This window comes from Bradyrhizobium sp. Kon58 (assembly GCF_055807455.1).
On the sequence record NZ_JBVVOT010000014.1, the window covers coordinates 67,235 to 81,771 of the forward strand.

Annotated in this window: 17 protein-coding genes; 7 read left to right on the forward strand and 10 right to left on the reverse strand. The window is 64.4% G+C overall.

Features of this window, described 5'->3' with window-relative positions; all coding sequences use genetic code 11:
* Nucleotides 1–130: 130 nt before the first annotated feature.
* Nucleotides 131–1,315 carry a patatin-like phospholipase family protein gene (locus AC0L20_RS22585; RefSeq protein WP_473292227.1) on the reverse strand — a complete coding sequence of 395 codons (1,185 nt, stop codon included), beginning with the start codon at nt 1,313–1,315 and terminating at the stop codon, nt 131–133.
* A 228-nt stretch (nt 1,316–1,543) separates the two neighbouring features.
* Here AC0L20_RS22585 and tgt point away from each other — a divergent pair, with 228 nt between their 5' ends.
* Entirely contained in the window at nt 1,544–2,692 is a 1,149-nt protein-coding gene (gene tgt, locus AC0L20_RS22590) for a tRNA guanosine(34) transglycosylase Tgt (protein ID WP_473292229.1), read from the forward strand.
* 1 nt (nt 2,693) lies between these two features.
* Here tgt and AC0L20_RS22595 read toward each other — a convergent pair whose 3' ends face one another.
* Nucleotides 2,694–2,912: a hypothetical protein gene (locus AC0L20_RS22595; RefSeq protein WP_473292233.1), complete on the reverse strand. Its 219-nt coding sequence runs from the start codon at nt 2,910–2,912 to the stop codon at nt 2,694–2,696.
* Nucleotides 2,913–3,134: 222 nt separating this feature from the next.
* On the opposite strand from AC0L20_RS22595, the gene cysK reads away from it, so the two are divergent.
* A complete protein-coding gene (gene cysK / locus AC0L20_RS22600; protein WP_456764240.1) occupies nt 3,135–4,112 on the forward strand; it encodes a cysteine synthase A in 978 nt (325 codons plus the stop codon).
* 3 nt (nt 4,113–4,115) lie between these two features.
* On the forward strand, nt 4,116–4,358 hold the full coding sequence (locus AC0L20_RS22605) for a BrnA antitoxin family protein (RefSeq protein ID WP_007610629.1): 243 nt from the start codon (nt 4,116–4,118) through the stop codon (nt 4,356–4,358).
* 75 nt (nt 4,359–4,433) lie between these two features.
* On the opposite strand, the gene AC0L20_RS22610 is transcribed toward AC0L20_RS22605, so the two are convergent.
* The gene (locus AC0L20_RS22610; protein ID WP_473292236.1) at nt 4,434–5,864 is read right to left on the reverse strand and encodes a caspase family protein; all 1,431 of its coding nucleotides are present in this window, start codon (nt 5,862–5,864) and stop codon (nt 4,434–4,436) included.
* 204 nt (nt 5,865–6,068) lie between these two features.
* A complete protein-coding gene (locus AC0L20_RS22615; RefSeq protein ID WP_473292238.1) occupies nt 6,069–6,944 on the reverse strand; it encodes a DMT family transporter in 876 nt (291 codons plus the stop codon).
* A 151-nt stretch (nt 6,945–7,095) separates the two neighbouring features.
* On the opposite strand from AC0L20_RS22615, the gene AC0L20_RS22620 reads away from it, so the two are divergent.
* Complete coding sequence (locus AC0L20_RS22620; RefSeq protein ID WP_473292241.1) at nt 7,096–7,494, forward strand: RidA family protein; 399 nt, start codon at nt 7,096–7,098, stop codon at nt 7,492–7,494.
* Nucleotides 7,495–7,546: 52 nt separating this feature from the next.
* On the opposite strand, the gene AC0L20_RS22625 is transcribed toward AC0L20_RS22620, so the two are convergent.
* From AC0L20_RS22625 to AC0L20_RS22635, 3 genes are all read right to left on the reverse strand, one after another.
* On the reverse strand, nt 7,547–8,092 hold the full coding sequence (locus AC0L20_RS22625; RefSeq protein ID WP_473292245.1) for a hypothetical protein: 546 nt from the start codon (nt 8,090–8,092) through the stop codon (nt 7,547–7,549).
* Entirely contained in the window at nt 8,037–8,381 is a 345-nt protein-coding gene (locus AC0L20_RS22630; RefSeq protein WP_007590760.1) for a hypothetical protein, read from the reverse strand. The genes AC0L20_RS22625 and AC0L20_RS22630 overlap by 56 nt, the downstream gene beginning before the upstream one ends.
* 212 nt (nt 8,382–8,593) lie before the next feature.
* A complete protein-coding gene (locus AC0L20_RS22635; RefSeq protein WP_027567035.1) occupies nt 8,594–9,181 on the reverse strand; it encodes a formyltransferase family protein in 588 nt (195 codons plus the stop codon).
* Between the two features lie 189 nt (nt 9,182–9,370).
* Here AC0L20_RS22635 and AC0L20_RS22640 point away from each other — a divergent pair, with 189 nt between their 5' ends.
* Together AC0L20_RS22640 and AC0L20_RS22645 are read left to right on the forward strand one after the other, a co-directional pair.
* Entirely contained in the window at nt 9,371–9,658 is a 288-nt protein-coding gene (locus AC0L20_RS22640; protein WP_456764247.1) for a hypothetical protein, read from the forward strand.
* 294 nt (nt 9,659–9,952) lie between these two features.
* A complete protein-coding gene (locus AC0L20_RS22645) occupies nt 9,953–10,189 on the forward strand; it encodes a hypothetical protein (protein WP_473292249.1) in 237 nt (78 codons plus the stop codon).
* 3 nt (nt 10,190–10,192) lie between these two features.
* On the opposite strand, the gene AC0L20_RS22650 is transcribed toward AC0L20_RS22645, so the two are convergent.
* The 3 genes from AC0L20_RS22650 to AC0L20_RS22660 all read right to left on the reverse strand — a co-directional run bounded on the left by AC0L20_RS22650 (nt 10,193) and on the right by AC0L20_RS22660 (nt 12,983).
* Entirely contained in the window at nt 10,193–10,495 is a 303-nt protein-coding gene (locus AC0L20_RS22650; RefSeq protein WP_027518070.1) for a hypothetical protein, read from the reverse strand.
* Nucleotides 10,496–10,588: 93 nt separating this feature from the next.
* Complete coding sequence (locus AC0L20_RS22655; RefSeq protein ID WP_473292251.1) at nt 10,589–12,637, reverse strand: acetoacetate--CoA ligase; 2,049 nt, start codon at nt 12,635–12,637, stop codon at nt 10,589–10,591.
* Nucleotides 12,638–12,755: 118 nt separating this feature from the next.
* Complete coding sequence (locus AC0L20_RS22660) at nt 12,756–12,983, reverse strand: hypothetical protein (RefSeq protein ID WP_456764251.1); 228 nt, start codon at nt 12,981–12,983, stop codon at nt 12,756–12,758.
* A 444-nt stretch (nt 12,984–13,427) separates the two neighbouring features.
* On the opposite strand from AC0L20_RS22660, the gene AC0L20_RS22665 reads away from it, so the two are divergent.
* Nucleotides 13,428–14,537, forward strand: a complete 1,110-nt coding sequence (locus AC0L20_RS22665; RefSeq protein ID WP_473292256.1) for an AI-2E family transporter — start codon at nt 13,428–13,430, stop codon at nt 14,535–14,537.

Here is a 14,537-nt window from a genome sequence, read left to right on the forward strand (position 1 = left end):
AATGATTCCTGCGCGGTCGTGACATCCGTCATTGCTCTATAACGCGCGGTAACAGGTGCGTCATGGCTAATCTGGCCGAATAGGCCCCATCGTCAACCGTCTCGGCACGGCCCCGTTCCTCAGCGAGCGCTTACGGAAGCGTGGAAGTCCAGGCCTGGCCTGAAGCCGCCTTCTCATATCCGTACTGATACAGCGCCCGCATATAGGCGGTGTCGAACCCTTCCGAGGGGGCGGCCGGATAGTCGCGCGCGATGTAGGAGAGGTGGAAGCCGAGGTGGTTGCGCCTGGCAAAATCATAGGTCGAGAAGATGATCGAACGGGTCTGCGACTGGGTGATCGACGACAGGCTGCGTGAGGCGACGTCGATGGTGCTGTTGGAGACGAGCTCGAAATTGCGTTCGATCTTCTTGTTGACGAGGATGTAGATGTCCAGCTTCGCAGGGCCGGGCAGGCGACTGCCCTGGAAAAGCAGGGCTTCCGGCAGTGTCAGCACCGGGGCCGTCACGCCGCCGTCGACATGCATCTCCTGAAACCTGCGGCCCTCGCCTTCGGCGTCGATCATGATCGGCGGAAACACCAGCGGGATGCTGGCGGAGGCCGCCATCACGTCGCGAAACAGCTTGAGCGCCTCGGGCGTGCCGACCGCGGCGATCTTGCCCATGTCCCAGATCGCGGTCCGCTGGGTGTCGAGATCGGTCGTCACCACCAGCAGCCTTCGGCCCTTGGCGTTTTCACGCGCGACCTGCGCCATGATCTCGGGCCCGACATAGCGGGCGACGAGCTCGCGCAGCCGCGTGTTGCCGAACAGGCCGGATCCGAACAGCACGCGCATGATGCTGGGATCGCTCAACAGGCTCTCCGCGACACCGCTGGTGTAGACTTCCTTCAGCGTGTCGTCATATCGCGAGCCGAGAAACGCAAAGGGCGCAATCAGGCCGCCGGTGCTCACGCCCGAGACGACCGAGAAGGTGGGACGGGTTCTGGCCGCGGTCCAGCCGTTGAGCACGCCGACGCCGTAGGCGCCATCGGCGCCGCCGCCTGACAGCGCCAGATAGGACTTGGTCGCGGTGCGGGTGTCCTTCTCGAAGCTGAATTTCGTGATGGGTTCGTCGGCGTAGCGCCGGAGCCCGTCGATATCGAGCACGCGCGATGTGCTGGCTTCGGTGGCCGTATAGGGCGTGCGGGGCAGGGAGGTGCAGGCGCCGAGCGCCAGGCTGCAGGTCAGGGCCAGCCATCCAAACGGGCGGGCGCCTGTCCGCCTTGTCCAGCCATGCGAACGGCCGGACGTGTCAGTAAAACTTGAAGGAAAGGGCATTGTCGGTGGCTGGCGATCACGCATCTACCGCCGCCGGCAACATCGCCGCGGCATCTCGTCCAGCCCCAAGCTAAAACTACACTGTATCGTTTTGTTTAACAAGCGCCGCCGGCGCACAATTCCGTGTCCCCGATAGTGGTGTCCATTGTCCCAGTCTGATGCATAAGCCGGCCGAAGCATCGCCTGAGCGGGTTGATCGGCCTGCTCCGACACGCAATAAGCACCGTCATGAATCGTCCTGACACCGGTCTGCCCAATCATTTCGAACTGCTCGCCACCGATGGCGCCGCGCGCAGCGGGCGCCTGACCACGCCGCACGGCGTGGTGCGCACGCCCGCCTTCATGCCGGTCGGTACCGCCGGCGCGATGAAGGGCATGCACTGGCGCGAGGTGCGTGAGGCCGGCGCCGACATCGTGCTCGGCAATACCTATCATCTGATGCTGCGTCCCGGCGCCGAGCGGATCGCGGCACTTGGCGGCCTGCAGACATTCACCGGCTGGAACGGTCCGATGCTGACGGATTCCGGCGGCTTCCAGGTGATGTCGCTGGCGGATTTGCGCAAGGTCAGCGAGCAGGCCGTGACGTTCCGTTCGCATATCGACGGCGCCAAGGTCGAGCTGTCGCCGGAGCGCTCGATCGAGGTGCAGCGTTTGCTCGGCTCCGACATCGCGATGCAGATGGACGAATGCGTGCGACTGCCCGCCGAGCGCGCCGACATCGACCGCGCGATGCAATTGTCGCTGCGCTGGGCCGCGCGAAGCAAGCGCGCCTTCGAGAGCGCGCCCGACGGCTACATGCTGTTCGGCATCGTGCAGGGCGGCGACATACCCCAGCTTCGCCATGCCAGCGCCCAAGGCCTCGTCGAGATCGGTTTCCATGGTTATGCGATCGGCGGCCTCGCCGTCGGCGAGCCGCAGGCCGTGATGCTCGCGATGATCGACGAGACAGCGCCGCTGCTGCCAAGAGAGCGGCCGCGTTATCTGATGGGCGTCGGCACGCCGGACGACATCCTCGAGGCCGTCAAGCGCGGCATCGACATGTTCGATTGCGTGATGCCGACGCGCAATGGCCGGCACGGCGTTGCCTTCACACGCTTCGGCCAGGTCAATTTGCGCAACGCCCGCCACGCCGACGATCCGCGTCCGCTCGACGAAGAGAGCTCATGGCCGTCGGCGCGCAGCTACGCGCGCGCCTATTTGCACCATCTCGTCAAGGCGGGCGAGACGCTGGGCGCGATGCTGCTGTCCGAGATCAATATCGCGTACTACCAGTTCCTGATGCAGGGCATCAGGGACGCGGTCGCACAGGGCACGTTCGAGGAGTTCTATCGGCGTACGCGCGAAGACTGGACGAGGGGCGACATCGCCCCGCGCTAGGTCAATTGCAGAGGAAACGCTGCTTGACGAAGTGCTTGGTCACGAAGCCGTAGCCGCAATTATCGCAGGTCCAGAGATAGCTGATCACGTGTTCCGACAGATACGCAGAACCTTCGGCGGCGATCATGGAGTCGGCGCAGACGGGACAGGTCGGCAGCTCACTGCAACGCGGAGCGCGGTTCGGTGCGACGGTCGACAACACTTCAGCGACTGCTGACATCGTGGTGACCTCCCAGCTTTGAGACCTAAGTCTAACATAAGCAGAATCAGTTGACGAGGTCGCAACACAAATGCGTTGGTTTTCTGATAATTGCAGTTCACGCGATTTTGCGATGCAGCGTATTTAACATGTGCCGCAATCTCGCTTGCGTGTCGCCGCAGGCTGTCTCTAACTGCGCAAGAGCTGCAACAGAAGCGCAATCGTCGCCACAGGGAGTTCATCATGGACGCGTCGTCCACCACGGGTGCAGCGCACCAACCCGGCCGCGGCCGGATCTATGACTCGATCGTCGATGCTTTTGGCGACACGCCGATCGTCCGCTTGCGCCGGCTTCCTGGCATGCACGGCGTGAACGCGACCATTTTGGCAAAGCTTGAATATTTCAATCCCGCCGCAAGCGTGAAGGATCGTATCGGCGCGGCCATGATCATCGCGATGGAGAAGGCCGGCATCGTCAAGCCCGACACCGTGCTGATCGAACCAACCTCCGGCAATACCGGCATCGCGCTGGCCTTCGTCGCGGCGTCGCGCGGCTATAGGCTCAAGCTGGTCATGCCGGAGTCGATGTCGATCGAACGCCGCAAGATGCTGGCTTTTCTGGGCGCCGAGCTGGTGCTGACACCGGCCGCACAAGGCATGAAGGGCGCAATCGCGACGGCCGAAGAGCTGTTGAAGACGACGCCGAATTCGGTGATGCCGCAGCAGTTCAAGAATCTCGCCAATCCCGAGGTGCACCGCCGCACCACCGCGGAGGAGATCTGGAACGACACCGGCGGCAACGTCGATTTCTTCGTCGCCGGCGTCGGCACCGGCGGCACCATCACCGGCGTCGGCCAGGTGCTGAAGCCGCGCAAGCCCTCGCTGCGCGTGGTTGCGGTCGAGCCGGAGGAGAGCCCGGTGCTGTCGGGCGGCCAGCATACGCCGCACAAGATCCAGGGCATCGGTGCGGGCTTCGTGCCTGACATCCTCGATCGCTCGGTGATCGACGAGATCGTGAAGATCAACTCGACGACGGCGATTGAGACCTCGCGGGCGCTGGCGCGGCATGAGGGCATTCCGGGCGGCATCTCCTCGGGTGCCGCGATCGCCGCGGCCTTCGAGATCGGCAAGCGGCCGGAAGCTGCGGGAAAGACCATCCTGGCTATAGTGCCGTCCTTCTCCGAGCGGTATCTTTCGACGGCTCTGTTTGAGGGAATCTAGGACATGGCGGATCAACCACCGAGGCGGCCGCGGACGTTGGGCGACGCCAGGACGGAGGCCGAGGCGGCGTTCAAGAAGGTGACGGCGAAGGTCGCCGCAGCGCCGCCAAAGCAGAACGTGGCGCCGGGGGTCAAGGAGCAGGTCACGCTGCGGATCGACCAGGACGTGCTGGAGCATTTCCAGTCGGGCGGGCCCGGCTGGCAGGACCGCATCAACGAGGCGTTGCGAAAGGCCGCGGGGAAGTAGACGCTAAAGGTTTGGCTATTCGCAACGAAAAAGCCCGGCGCGAGCCGGGCTTTTGTATTTGCGATTGGCCTCGCGTCAGCGGCGGAACATGCCGCCCATCATGCCACCGACGACACCGCCGACGAAGGCTGCTCCGGCAGGATCGCCGCCGCCGCTGCGATGAGGAGCGGGTGCGGGCGCGCTGCCGGCTGCGGGGGCCGCGGCCCGGCGGGCTGCCTTCTGGCTGTTGTCGCTCGCGGTCGGCGGGCCGGCCACGATCTCCGAAAGCAGAGCCTTGTGCTGGAGCTTGTTCAGGTAGCCAGACGCGGGATAGCCGCGCGCCGCCTGCCAGCGCTTGAGCACCGACCGGGTCTCGTCGCCGAACACGCCTGTCTGTTTGTTGTCGAAGCCAAGCCCGCCGAGGCGACGCTGAACGTCGCGGCGCTGGTTCTTGTCGAGGCCGATCTGGTCCTCGGTAAGCTGGGTGGCCTCTTCGGTGAAGGTCGCGGGATCGACGCCAGCGGTGAGGGTACGCGTCGCGGTCGAGGGGCCGCTCTTGATGGCCGCGAGGCGTGCCAGCGCCAGCGCCTTGAACTGACCGTTCGGGTAGGCGGAGAGGTAGGCGTTGAGCTCTTCCGACTTGTTGCTCTCCTTGACCGAACGCCAGTATTCGAGCTCGACACCGTCCGAATTGCCGCCGGTCGCCATTGGCACGACGCCAGCAGCCGTCGGTGCCGCATTGGCGACCTGGGTCGTCGGAGCCTGGTTGAGATAGACCGCGCCGATCAGATTGGTGTGGCCCCAGGGCAGCTGACCCTTGTGGGTCTCCTCGTTGACCTGAGCGCGGACCGAGGTCATCGCCTGCTGGATCTCAATGCCAGGCTTGGTGATGTTGTCGATCAGCGCGCGGGTGAACGGGCTGTTGTTGCCCTCCTGGCCATCGAGCGCTGTCTGGCCCGGGCCGGTGGCGAACGCGATCAGCGTGCCTTCGCCGGATTTCATCTCGGCAAGACCGCTCTGCACGTTGACGCTGCGCGTCGCGGAGTTCGACTTGATCTTGGCGGCGAATGGATTGTCGCGGCAGGCGTCAAGGAAGACCAGCTTGACCTTGGCGTCGCCCATGGTCTGCTCGAGCGTCAGATCGATGTTGATGGCGGCACCGAGCTTGACGTCCATCTCCGATTTGATGTCGGCGTCGACAGGCAGAAGATAATTGGAGCCGCCGACCGCGATGCCGTGACCGGCATAATAGAACACTGCGACATCGGAGCCCTGCGCCTTGCGGCCGAAGTCCAGCAGCTTCTCCGTCATCTGGTCGCGCGAGAGGTTCGAACCTTCGATCACCTCGAAGCCGACATTGCGCAGCGTTGCCGCCATCGCTTTGGCGTCGATCGGCGGGTTCGGCAATTGTGCGACGTTCTTGTAGGTGCCGTTGCCGACGACGAAAGCAACACGGCGGTCGGCCTTCGCGGCACTGACCGACAGTACCATGCACATCAGCGACGCGAGGAGGGTGAGAGTGCGCATCTGGAATCCCCAACAGAATCGAAATTGCAGGCAGCAACAGATTGGCAACGAACTTACATGAAGTGCCCGCCTTAACGCCATCAAAACGGCAGTTCGTCGCGTTCAACCCGCTGCTGTGTGGCAGAATGTGCACGATGGAATACCCTTCCAACGTGATCTAAATCACACGGCCACTTCGTTTTGTCGCGCGAGGCGGCGCGAGGTTCAGCGTGCGCGGGCGGGAACCGGCGAAGCCGGCTTCAAGTTCAGGAGATTGCCGCAGAGGATCAGCGCCGCGCCGAGCACGGTCCAGGAGTCGAGCCGCTCGGAATAGAGCAGCCAGCCGACGGTGGCCGTGAGCGGAACCCGCAGAAAGTCCATCGGCACCACGATGGTCGCATCCGCGTACCGGAGCGCGCTGGCGAGGCAATAGTGCGAGAATGTGCCGCAGACCCCGATAACGAACAGCCAACCCCACAGGGAGGCCGACGGCCAGGTCCAGACATAGAGCGTCGGGAGCAGACCCACGACCATCTGCACGACGATCATCCAGAACAGGATCGACAATGCGCTCTCGGTCCGGGTCAGTGATTTCGCCAATATCATGGAGATGCTGAAGCCGATCGCGGCTCCCAGCGCGATCAGCTGGCCCGGATTGATCTCGCCGGTGGCGGGCCGCACGATCATGACCACGCCGACGATACCGAGCACGATCGCGGCGATCTTCCAGACGGTCATGCGTTCGGAAAGGAATGTTGCGGCCAGCAGTGCCGTCCAGATCGGCATGGTGAATTCGATCGCGACGACCTGGCCGATCCCGATCAGCGTCAGTGCGTAGAACCAGCCGAGCTGTGCGAAATAATGCACTCCATTGCGCGCGAGGTGCTGGGGCAGGCGCTTGGTCGCGACCGCCTTGAAGCCACCGGACTGGTAGATGATCGGCAGCAGAAGCGTGAACCCGATCACCGAGCGCACTTCCATGATCTCGAAGACGTTAAGCTCGCGCGTGGTCTCGCGCCCGGCGACCGCCATGACCAGCATCAGCGACAGCCAGCCCGCCATCCAGAGGGCAGCCATCGTCTTGGACGGTGTGGTGTTCATCGGCGCAGGTGTGGGAGGCGAGGGTTCTGAGGGAGGGCCGGTATCGGCGACATCGTCGCCGTTTGCAACGGCCAAATCTGCCGGTACAGCGATGCGGGGCGGCGTGCTAAGGCATCAGTGAACAACGAGAACAATCGGGAGATCTTCGCGCATGGACATCTTGCAGCCGGCCGAGTGGAAAAAACCGCGCGGCTTTTCCCATGGCGTCGCGGTCGAGGGGCCGGGCCGCTGGGTGGTGCTGGCCGGCCAGACCGGCGGCGACGAGACCGGCAATTACGCGCCTGACATGGCAGCGCAGGTCGGGACCGCACTGAAGCGGATCATCAAGCTCCTGGGCGAGGCCGGCGCCGGCCCCGAGCACATCGTCCGCCTGACCTGGTACCTGACCAGCCGCAGCGAATATGAGGCCGCCGGGGCCGGCATCGGCGCTGCCTGGAAGGAAACGCTGGGGCGCAATTTTCCGCCCTCGACCTTGCTCTACATCGGCGGTCTGGTGGACGACCAGGCCAAAGTCGAGATCGAGGTCACGGCGTTCGTGCCGGGCACATAAAAAATCGACCCGGCGAGATCGCCGGGTCGATTGTCAATCTACTCGTACCGGTTTAGCGCGACAGCGAGATGTTGGCGCCGCGGAACTGGCTGTCGGCGCGCATCGTGACGTTCTGCTTGTTGCCGGACGTCTTCAGCGAGATGTTGGCGTTGAAGCCGGCGGTGGAGGCGAGCAGCTCATAGTTTCCGCCGGCGCCACGACCCGAAAGGGCGCCGCTGATATTGCGGCTGGCCTCGGACCAGCTGCCCGCGATGGCGCTGCCTTCAGCCTTGACGTTGGCGCCGAGGTTGAACTTGTAGGCGTCGCTGGCGCAGGTCAGAGACAACTCCATGGTCGGTCCGATCGGAGCGTATTTGGCCCGGCAGCGGATCCGCTCGGTCGAGCCGTCATCCAGGGTGACCGTGCCTGAGCCGCTCCAGCTGCCGGCGAGCGCGGCGAACGGGCCGGACTGCGCCTTGCTCGCGGAGTTGGCAATCCCGGCCGCTAACATAACGGTGGCCGCGATCAGCAGCCGCCGGCCCAGACCGCTCGTCACGATTTTTCTATTGGCGCGATGCTTCCCACCGCCCGCTGCACGGTATGCCTGCAGATGCTCCATTCCACTTCCCCGATCCGGCGTTGCCGCTGAGTTGACCGTTGGCATATGCACCATTGATCGAAACTTTCACAAGTCCCCCGCTGCCGATGGTGCCGGAAACGTTAGCGCCGGGCGCGGTGATCTTGCCGTCGGCAACCGTCAGCAACGAGCTTGCGGTCGGCTCGCAGGAACCGCTCTTGGTGACGATGGTGACCTGCCAGTTGCCGTCATAGGGAGTCTGGGCGAAAGCGGGCGCGGCGAGGGTGAAAACTGAAGCGGCACAGAACGCCGCAATGCGAGCAAAACGCATAAAATCCGTCCTTGAATTTGTCTGATATGCTGACCCTTATTCGGGCCAAATGTGACGGAAATTTGGTGCGGTGCCAAATCGAAAATTGTTCCTGTGGGAACAATGGTTTATTTGGGTTTCCGGCTGCAATTTTCGAAGCAGAATCAACGCCCCTTCGCGTTAAGGGTAAACGTCGGGACAGCGACTCAGGAAAGGGCCTCAGGAAAGGGGCCTCAGGAAAGACTTGGCGCTGAGGTCGCGAACTGCTCGTCCTGAGTCTTGGACGGCAGCGCCTTGTGGACCTTGGCATAATCGATCACGTCGGCCAGCAATTTGAGCCCGAGCGGGGCCAGCGCGCGCTCCCACAGTTCCCGCGCCGTCTCGCCCTTCTTGACGAAGCACCACTCCTGGGCGGCGATGGCGCCGGCGTCCATGCGGTCGGCGAGGTGGTAGATCGTGCCGCCGGCGATCGGATCGCCTTCCTTGATGGTCCATTCCACGGCCGCCTTGCCGCGGTGACGCGGCAGCAGCGAGGGATGATAGCCGATGCCGCCCAGCTTTGCGGCCTCGAGCGCGTCCTTGCCGATCCGGGCGTGGCTGTGCGCGGTGACGATCAGATCAGTGTCGGGGGCGATCTCGGAGGCCACCACCAGCTTGGGATTGGCCTGGACCACGACCTCGATGCCCGCCGCCTTGGCTGTCGCGGCGAGACGATCCTCGGCGTCGGCCACCACGACCCGCACGATCGAGACACCGTGCTCCCGGAGCATGTTCAGGGTGGTCACGCCGAAATGGCGGGAGCCGACGAGGGTAATACGCATGGGTGTCCGATCCGTCTCGCAACTGCGTCATCTCCCGATAACACGTCCGGACGTCCTGTCACCACCCGCACTGCGTTTGCGCCGGTTATCAACAATGCACCCGAGCAGGCTGCGCGATGAATTCCGCGATTGCGGCGTCGGCCGGTCCGGTGCTTCCATGCGCGCATGGCATCGGCTCGGAGCGAACGCATGCGAAGCGCGTGGTTTGTCCTTCTCGCGGCCCTGGTCGCAACCCCTCCGGCGCGCGCCGGCGGACAGCCCTATCCGGTGGTTCCGCCTGAGGTTGGGGTGGCGCCCTTCATCGGCCCGACCTGGGACACTTATCGCTGCGCGGAAGGGCCGGTCATCAATTTCTATCACGGCGCCTATTACGGCCAGGAGCCGCCGGCGCTCTATCGCGGCTACGCATACCGGCCGCATTACCGCTACAGCGCCTACCGCAGGCTGCCGCGGAAATATTTCTGCGTTTTGGATTAGGTTCCTGTGTTTCGTTCTTAACAGAGAGATCCAGGATTTGGCGTTAGAAGGTGGACCCACCGGGGCTGGCGACATTTCAACCCGCATCCGTTTTCGAACCCGGATTTGGCCGCTGGCGGAATCGCCAGCGGCTTTTTCATGCACGGCCATCACGAAATCATCTGACGGTAACATGATCTCAACCAGCTTGGCGTATCGACGAATCCGTCGCGGATTTGTATTGCGTACCGCGACACCGAGATTGTCCCGCCGGCGTGGGTGCGCCGAGCGGGCTTTGTCGCCGGGACCTATTTCATGCCGAGCGCGATTGAGCAGATCGTCGATTTCTATGTCCGGCTGAAGAATCGGCGCGGCCTCGACGAGCTGATGATGCACAGGCAACGGCTTGCGGTCGATCTGAAGAGCAGGTCCGGCTACGACTTCAGCCTGCCCATCGGCCAGATCGACGAGGAGATCGCGATCATCGAAGCCGGCCTCAGCCGGCTCAAGTCGGGCGATATCGCCGCGAAGGACGACGGCCGGCCAGTTTGACGTTCAGTCGCGCCGGCCGCCGTCGATGACGGTGAACAACGGCCGTGCCTGGGTCGGCTCGACCAGCAATTCCTCCACCAGTGCGGTCGCCGCATCGACATATTTGCGCGTCGGCTTGTCGAGGGGACGCGTGGCCTCGTCGTCGAGCGCGACCTTTGCGGCCTCGACCAGCTTGCGCATTCGCGCCGCGTGGTCATCGCCCGCCGTCAGCGTCGCGCGGGCCAGCGAGCGCAGCACGAACAGCTCGCCCTCGAGGCGGAGCAGACGGTCGTTGAGCCTGGTGAGGACGGCGTTGAGGTCGGCCATGGCGCGCGTTCGTTTTCGGAAGATCCATCCTGCTCTAGCGGCGATCGGTGAACGGAGTCCAAACGACATCGGCGCAATTGGGGCGATCTCCGCTCAAGGTTCGCTCCGCGCCAGATAGTCGCGCGCAAAGGCGAGATACCAGTCGAGGCAAGCGGGATTGGCCATCGCTTCCCGGTTGATGACCTTTTCGACGGGCTGGCCGAGCAGCAGCTTCTTGATCGGCAACTCCTGCTTCTTGCCCGAGAGCGTGCGCGGGATCTCGGCGACCGCAAAAATCTCGTTGGGCAGGAAGCGGCGGGAGAGGCCGGCCTCGATCGCCTGGTTGATCCTAGTCCGCATCGCGCCGTCGAGCGCGAGGCCTTCGCGCAGCACCACGAACAGCGGCATGTAGCTGTCACGGCCGAGATATTCGAGATCGACGACGAGGGAATCCAGCACCTCCGGCAAGGCCTCGATCGCGGAGTAGAGTTCGCTGGTGCCCATGCGCAGGCCATGCCGGTTGATGGTGGCATCGCTGCGGCCATAGATGATGCAGGAGCCGTCGGGATCGACCTTGAGCCAATCGCCATGCCGCCACACCGGCCCGCGGCCGCTGCCGTCGAAATTGTCCGGATAGGTCTCGAAATAGCTCGCGCGATAGCGCGCATCGCCCTTGTCGTTCCAGAAATAGAGCGGCATCGACGGCATCGGCTCGGTGCAGACGAGCTCGCCGACCTCGCCGATGACGGCGCGGCCCTGTTCGTCGAAGGCTTCCACGGCGGCACCCAGCAGACGGCACTGCATCGCGCCCGGGGTCTGCGGCAGTTCGCGATTTCCCCCAATGAAGGCGCCGGCGAAATCGGTGCCGCCCGAGATGTTGGCCCACCAGATATCGGCCTGCGCCTTGCTGCCGTTGGTCTTCGCGAGCGCCGCGAAGCGGTCGTTGAACCAGGCTTGCGTGTCGGCGCTCAGCGGAGAGCCGGTCGAGCCGAGACATCGAAGCTGTGAGAGATCACCGGCGGCGGTGAGGTCGATCTCGGCCTTGGCGCAGTTGGCGAAGAACGCGGCGCCCGCACCGAAGAAGGTCGCTTTCGACTGCGCGACGAAGCGCCACAGTGTGGTCCAGTCCGGCTTGTCCCTGGCGCCGCCGGGGCTGCCGTCGAAGATGCAGCAGGTGGTGCCGCTGAGCAGGCCGCCGATCTGGCTGTTCCACATGATCCAGCCGGTCGAAGAGTACCAGTGATAGCGCTCGCCGAACGAGTTCTCGTGGTAGGAGCAGCCGAGATCGTTGTGCAATCCCAGCAGCGCCAGCACCACGATCACGATGCCGCCATGGCCGTGCACGATCGGCTTCGGCAGGCCGGTGGTGCCGCTCGAATAGACGATCCAGAGCGGATGATCGAACGGCAGCCACGCTGGTTCGAACGCCTCGATCGCGGCGCCCCTTGTTGCGACGATGTCGGAGAGCAGGGCGTCCGGCGCTGCCGGCGCGGCGGCCTCGCCGTGCAGGATGACGTGCTCGACCGTCGGCAGCGATCGCCGCAGCTCGGCGAGAACGTCTTTGCGATCGTGCCGGCGTCCGGCATAGGTGACGGCGTCGCAGGCGATCAGCACTTTCGGTTCGATCTGCTTGAAGCGGTCGATCACGGCGGGTGCGGCCATGTCGGGCGCGCACACGCTCCAGACCGCGCCGATGCTGGCGCTCGCCAGGAATGCGATGATGGTCTCGGGGATATTGGGCAGATAGGCGGCGACGCGGTCGCCGGGCTTGATGCCTTTTTCTTTCAGATGCAGCGCGAGGGCAGCCGCCTTGCGCCGCAGCTCCGGCCAACTCGTCTCGCAAAGCCTGCCGTCCTCGCCACAGCTGACGATTGCGGGCAGGCCGGCTGCGTCGGCCGCATCCACATGGCGAAACACTTGGCGTGCATAGTTGACCTGGGCGCCGGGAAACCAGATCGCGCCGGGCATCTTGCGCTCGGTGATCACGGCCGCCAACGGCGTTGGGGATTGCAGATCGTAATAGTCCCAGATGCTGCGCCAGAACCCGTCGAGATCGCGCACCGACCATTGCCGCATGTCCTCGTAGCTGGCGAAGGTAAGGCCGCGCTGCTCGGCGAGCCAGGTGCGGTAAAGGGCGATCTGGGGAACGAAAGTTGCGGTCATTGCGTGTCGGCTTCAGTTGCGGGGCGGGGAGTTTAACCGTTGCCGCAGAGTAGCAGAAGCCGCAGTTCGGGCAGGCAGCGTTGACGGGAGTAGCTGGTCTGGGTCCGCTGGAAGCAGTCTACCATCCGGCTCCGGCCCAGCGCCTTCCGAACACGGGCGGCTTGGTCTTCACCGCTTCCCAGCCGAAGAAATGATGCTTGCCGGACCAGGTGTGCACCACGCCGCTGCAGATGCTGCACTTGAAGCTGCCGGAATGCGCTTCGGCGTGCTCCTCCCTTGTCGCGGTGTAGTTCATGCTGCAACCCGGGCAGGTGAATTCTTCGATCGTCCAGATGGTATTGGCCATTGCACCGAAACTGGTTTGGGGGACCTCGGTGGAAGCCTAGGTGCGCGCCTTTGCAACGGCGTAAACCGGTCGGCCGAAATCCGGTTAACCGTCGTTAATGCTCCGCATGTCCCGGTCGATGCGCATCTGTACGCGCCTGATGGCGAGCAACGGCAGCCTGCCTTGCACGCGCCCGCAGCGGGCCCTGTCGAAGACGGCATAGGCGTAGCGCCAATAGCCCGGTGCGGCGTTTGGCTTCAGCGAAAAGTGGACGCCGCGGTGAATGCCTGCGTGTGCGACGGGCTCTCTGGGGCGGCGTGCCATCGTCTCGGAATGCAGAATGGCCCGATGCGTTCCTAATCATCGGCTTGGGCCGGCCCCGTCGCCTTGACGCCGGGTGCGCGGCTGGCAATAACGCTGGGCCGCGCAAGTGCCGGAACCCGCGTCAATGCCGCAAGGAAAGCCGTGCCCGTGAAAAGTCTGCGTCAGCTCCTGACGGGCGAGGACATCATCCAGCTCGTGATCCGCGTCGGCCTGCTCGGCCTGCTGATCATCTGGACCTTCCTGATCATCCGCCCCTTCGTGCCGATCCTTGCCTGGAGCGGCGTGCTCGCGGTCGCGTTCTACCCGGCCTTCAGCTGGGTCGCCAAGATCCTCGGTGGCCGGCCCAAGACCGCAGCGGCGATCCTGACCCTGATCACGCTTGGCATCGTCATCGGTCCTGCCACCTGGCTCGGCATCAGCGCGGTGGACGGCGTGCGCGAGCTGGCGCACCAGCTCGGTACCGGCGACCTCGCGCTTCAGTCGGCGCCGGAGCAGCTCAAGTCGTGGCCGGTCGTTGGCCCCTGGCTATTCGATCTGTGGGAGCAGGCCTACAACAACATCCGCGCGGTGCTGCGCGAGGTGGCGCCGTATCTTCAGCCGCTGGCGGGACCGTTGCTTGGGCTCGCGGGTGACGCCGGCGTCGGCACGCTCCAGTTCCTGGTCTCGGTGTTCGTGGCCGGCTTCCTGTTTCCGCACGGGCCGAGGCTGGTTGCGGCCGGCCGCGGTTTCCTGTTTCGCATCGTGCCCGAACAGAGCGAGCATTTCCTGGGGCTCGCGGGCGCGACCATCCGTGCCGTGGCGCAAGGCGTGATCGGCGTCGCGATCGTGCAGGCACTGCTCGCCGGCATCGGCTTCAAGCTTGCGGCGGTGCCGAGCGCAGGCCTGCTCGCCTTCATCGTGCTGCTGCTCTCGATCGTGCAGATCGGCGCCTTTCTGGTGCTGCTGCCGGTGATCATCTGGATCTGGACTGCCAAGGACGTCACCACCGCGCTGCTGCTCACCGTGTTTCTCGTCGTCGTCGGCTTCCTCGACACCATGTTGAAGCCGCTGGTGATGGGGCGTGGCCTGACCACGCCGACCATCGTCATCTTCGTCGGCGTGATCGGCGGCACGCTCGCCCACGGCATCGTCGGCCTGTTCATCGGCCCCATCATCCTGTCGGTGGCCTGGGAGATGATGATGGCCTGGATCAGGACGGAGGACCGGGCAGAGGCGGGGTCAAGGACGGGGACAGCGGCGGGCGAGGGCTGA

Coding starts and splice junctions, on each gene's coding strand:
- tgt (WP_473292229.1), top strand. CDS start 1,544: ATGAATCGTCCTGACACCGGTCTGCCCAATCATTTCGAACTGCTCGCC.
- AC0L20_RS22610 (WP_473292236.1), bottom strand. CDS start 5,864: ATGCGCACTCTCACCCTCCTCGCGTCGCTGATGTGCATGGTACTGTCG.
- AC0L20_RS22660 (WP_456764251.1), bottom strand. CDS start 12,983: ATGGCCAATACCATCTGGACGATCGAAGAATTCACCTGCCCGGGTTGC.
- AC0L20_RS22595 (WP_473292233.1), bottom strand. CDS start 2,912: ATGTCAGCAGTCGCTGAAGTGTTGTCGACCGTCGCACCGAACCGCGCT.
- AC0L20_RS22655 (WP_473292251.1), bottom strand. CDS start 12,637: ATGACCGCAACTTTCGTTCCCCAGATCGCCCTTTACCGCACCTGGCTC.
- AC0L20_RS22605 (WP_007610629.1), top strand. CDS start 4,116: ATGGCGGATCAACCACCGAGGCGGCCGCGGACGTTGGGCGACGCCAGG.
- AC0L20_RS22620 (WP_473292241.1), top strand. CDS start 7,096: ATGGACATCTTGCAGCCGGCCGAGTGGAAAAAACCGCGCGGCTTTTCC.
- AC0L20_RS22635 (WP_027567035.1), bottom strand. CDS start 9,181: ATGCGTATTACCCTCGTCGGCTCCCGCCATTTCGGCGTGACCACCCTG.
- AC0L20_RS22645 (WP_473292249.1), top strand. CDS start 9,953: ATGCCGAGCGCGATTGAGCAGATCGTCGATTTCTATGTCCGGCTGAAG.
- AC0L20_RS22615 (WP_473292238.1), bottom strand. CDS start 6,944: ATGAACACCACACCGTCCAAGACGATGGCTGCCCTCTGGATGGCGGGC.
- AC0L20_RS22585 (WP_473292227.1), bottom strand. CDS start 1,315: ATGCCCTTTCCTTCAAGTTTTACTGACACGTCCGGCCGTTCGCATGGC.
- AC0L20_RS22640 (WP_456764247.1), top strand. CDS start 9,371: ATGCGAAGCGCGTGGTTTGTCCTTCTCGCGGCCCTGGTCGCAACCCCT.
- cysK (WP_456764240.1), top strand. CDS start 3,135: ATGGACGCGTCGTCCACCACGGGTGCAGCGCACCAACCCGGCCGCGGC.
- AC0L20_RS22630 (WP_007590760.1), bottom strand. CDS start 8,381: ATGCGTTTTGCTCGCATTGCGGCGTTCTGTGCCGCTTCAGTTTTCACC.
- AC0L20_RS22625 (WP_473292245.1), bottom strand. CDS start 8,092: ATGGAGCATCTGCAGGCATACCGTGCAGCGGGCGGTGGGAAGCATCGC.
- AC0L20_RS22650 (WP_027518070.1), bottom strand. CDS start 10,495: ATGGCCGACCTCAACGCCGTCCTCACCAGGCTCAACGACCGTCTGCTC.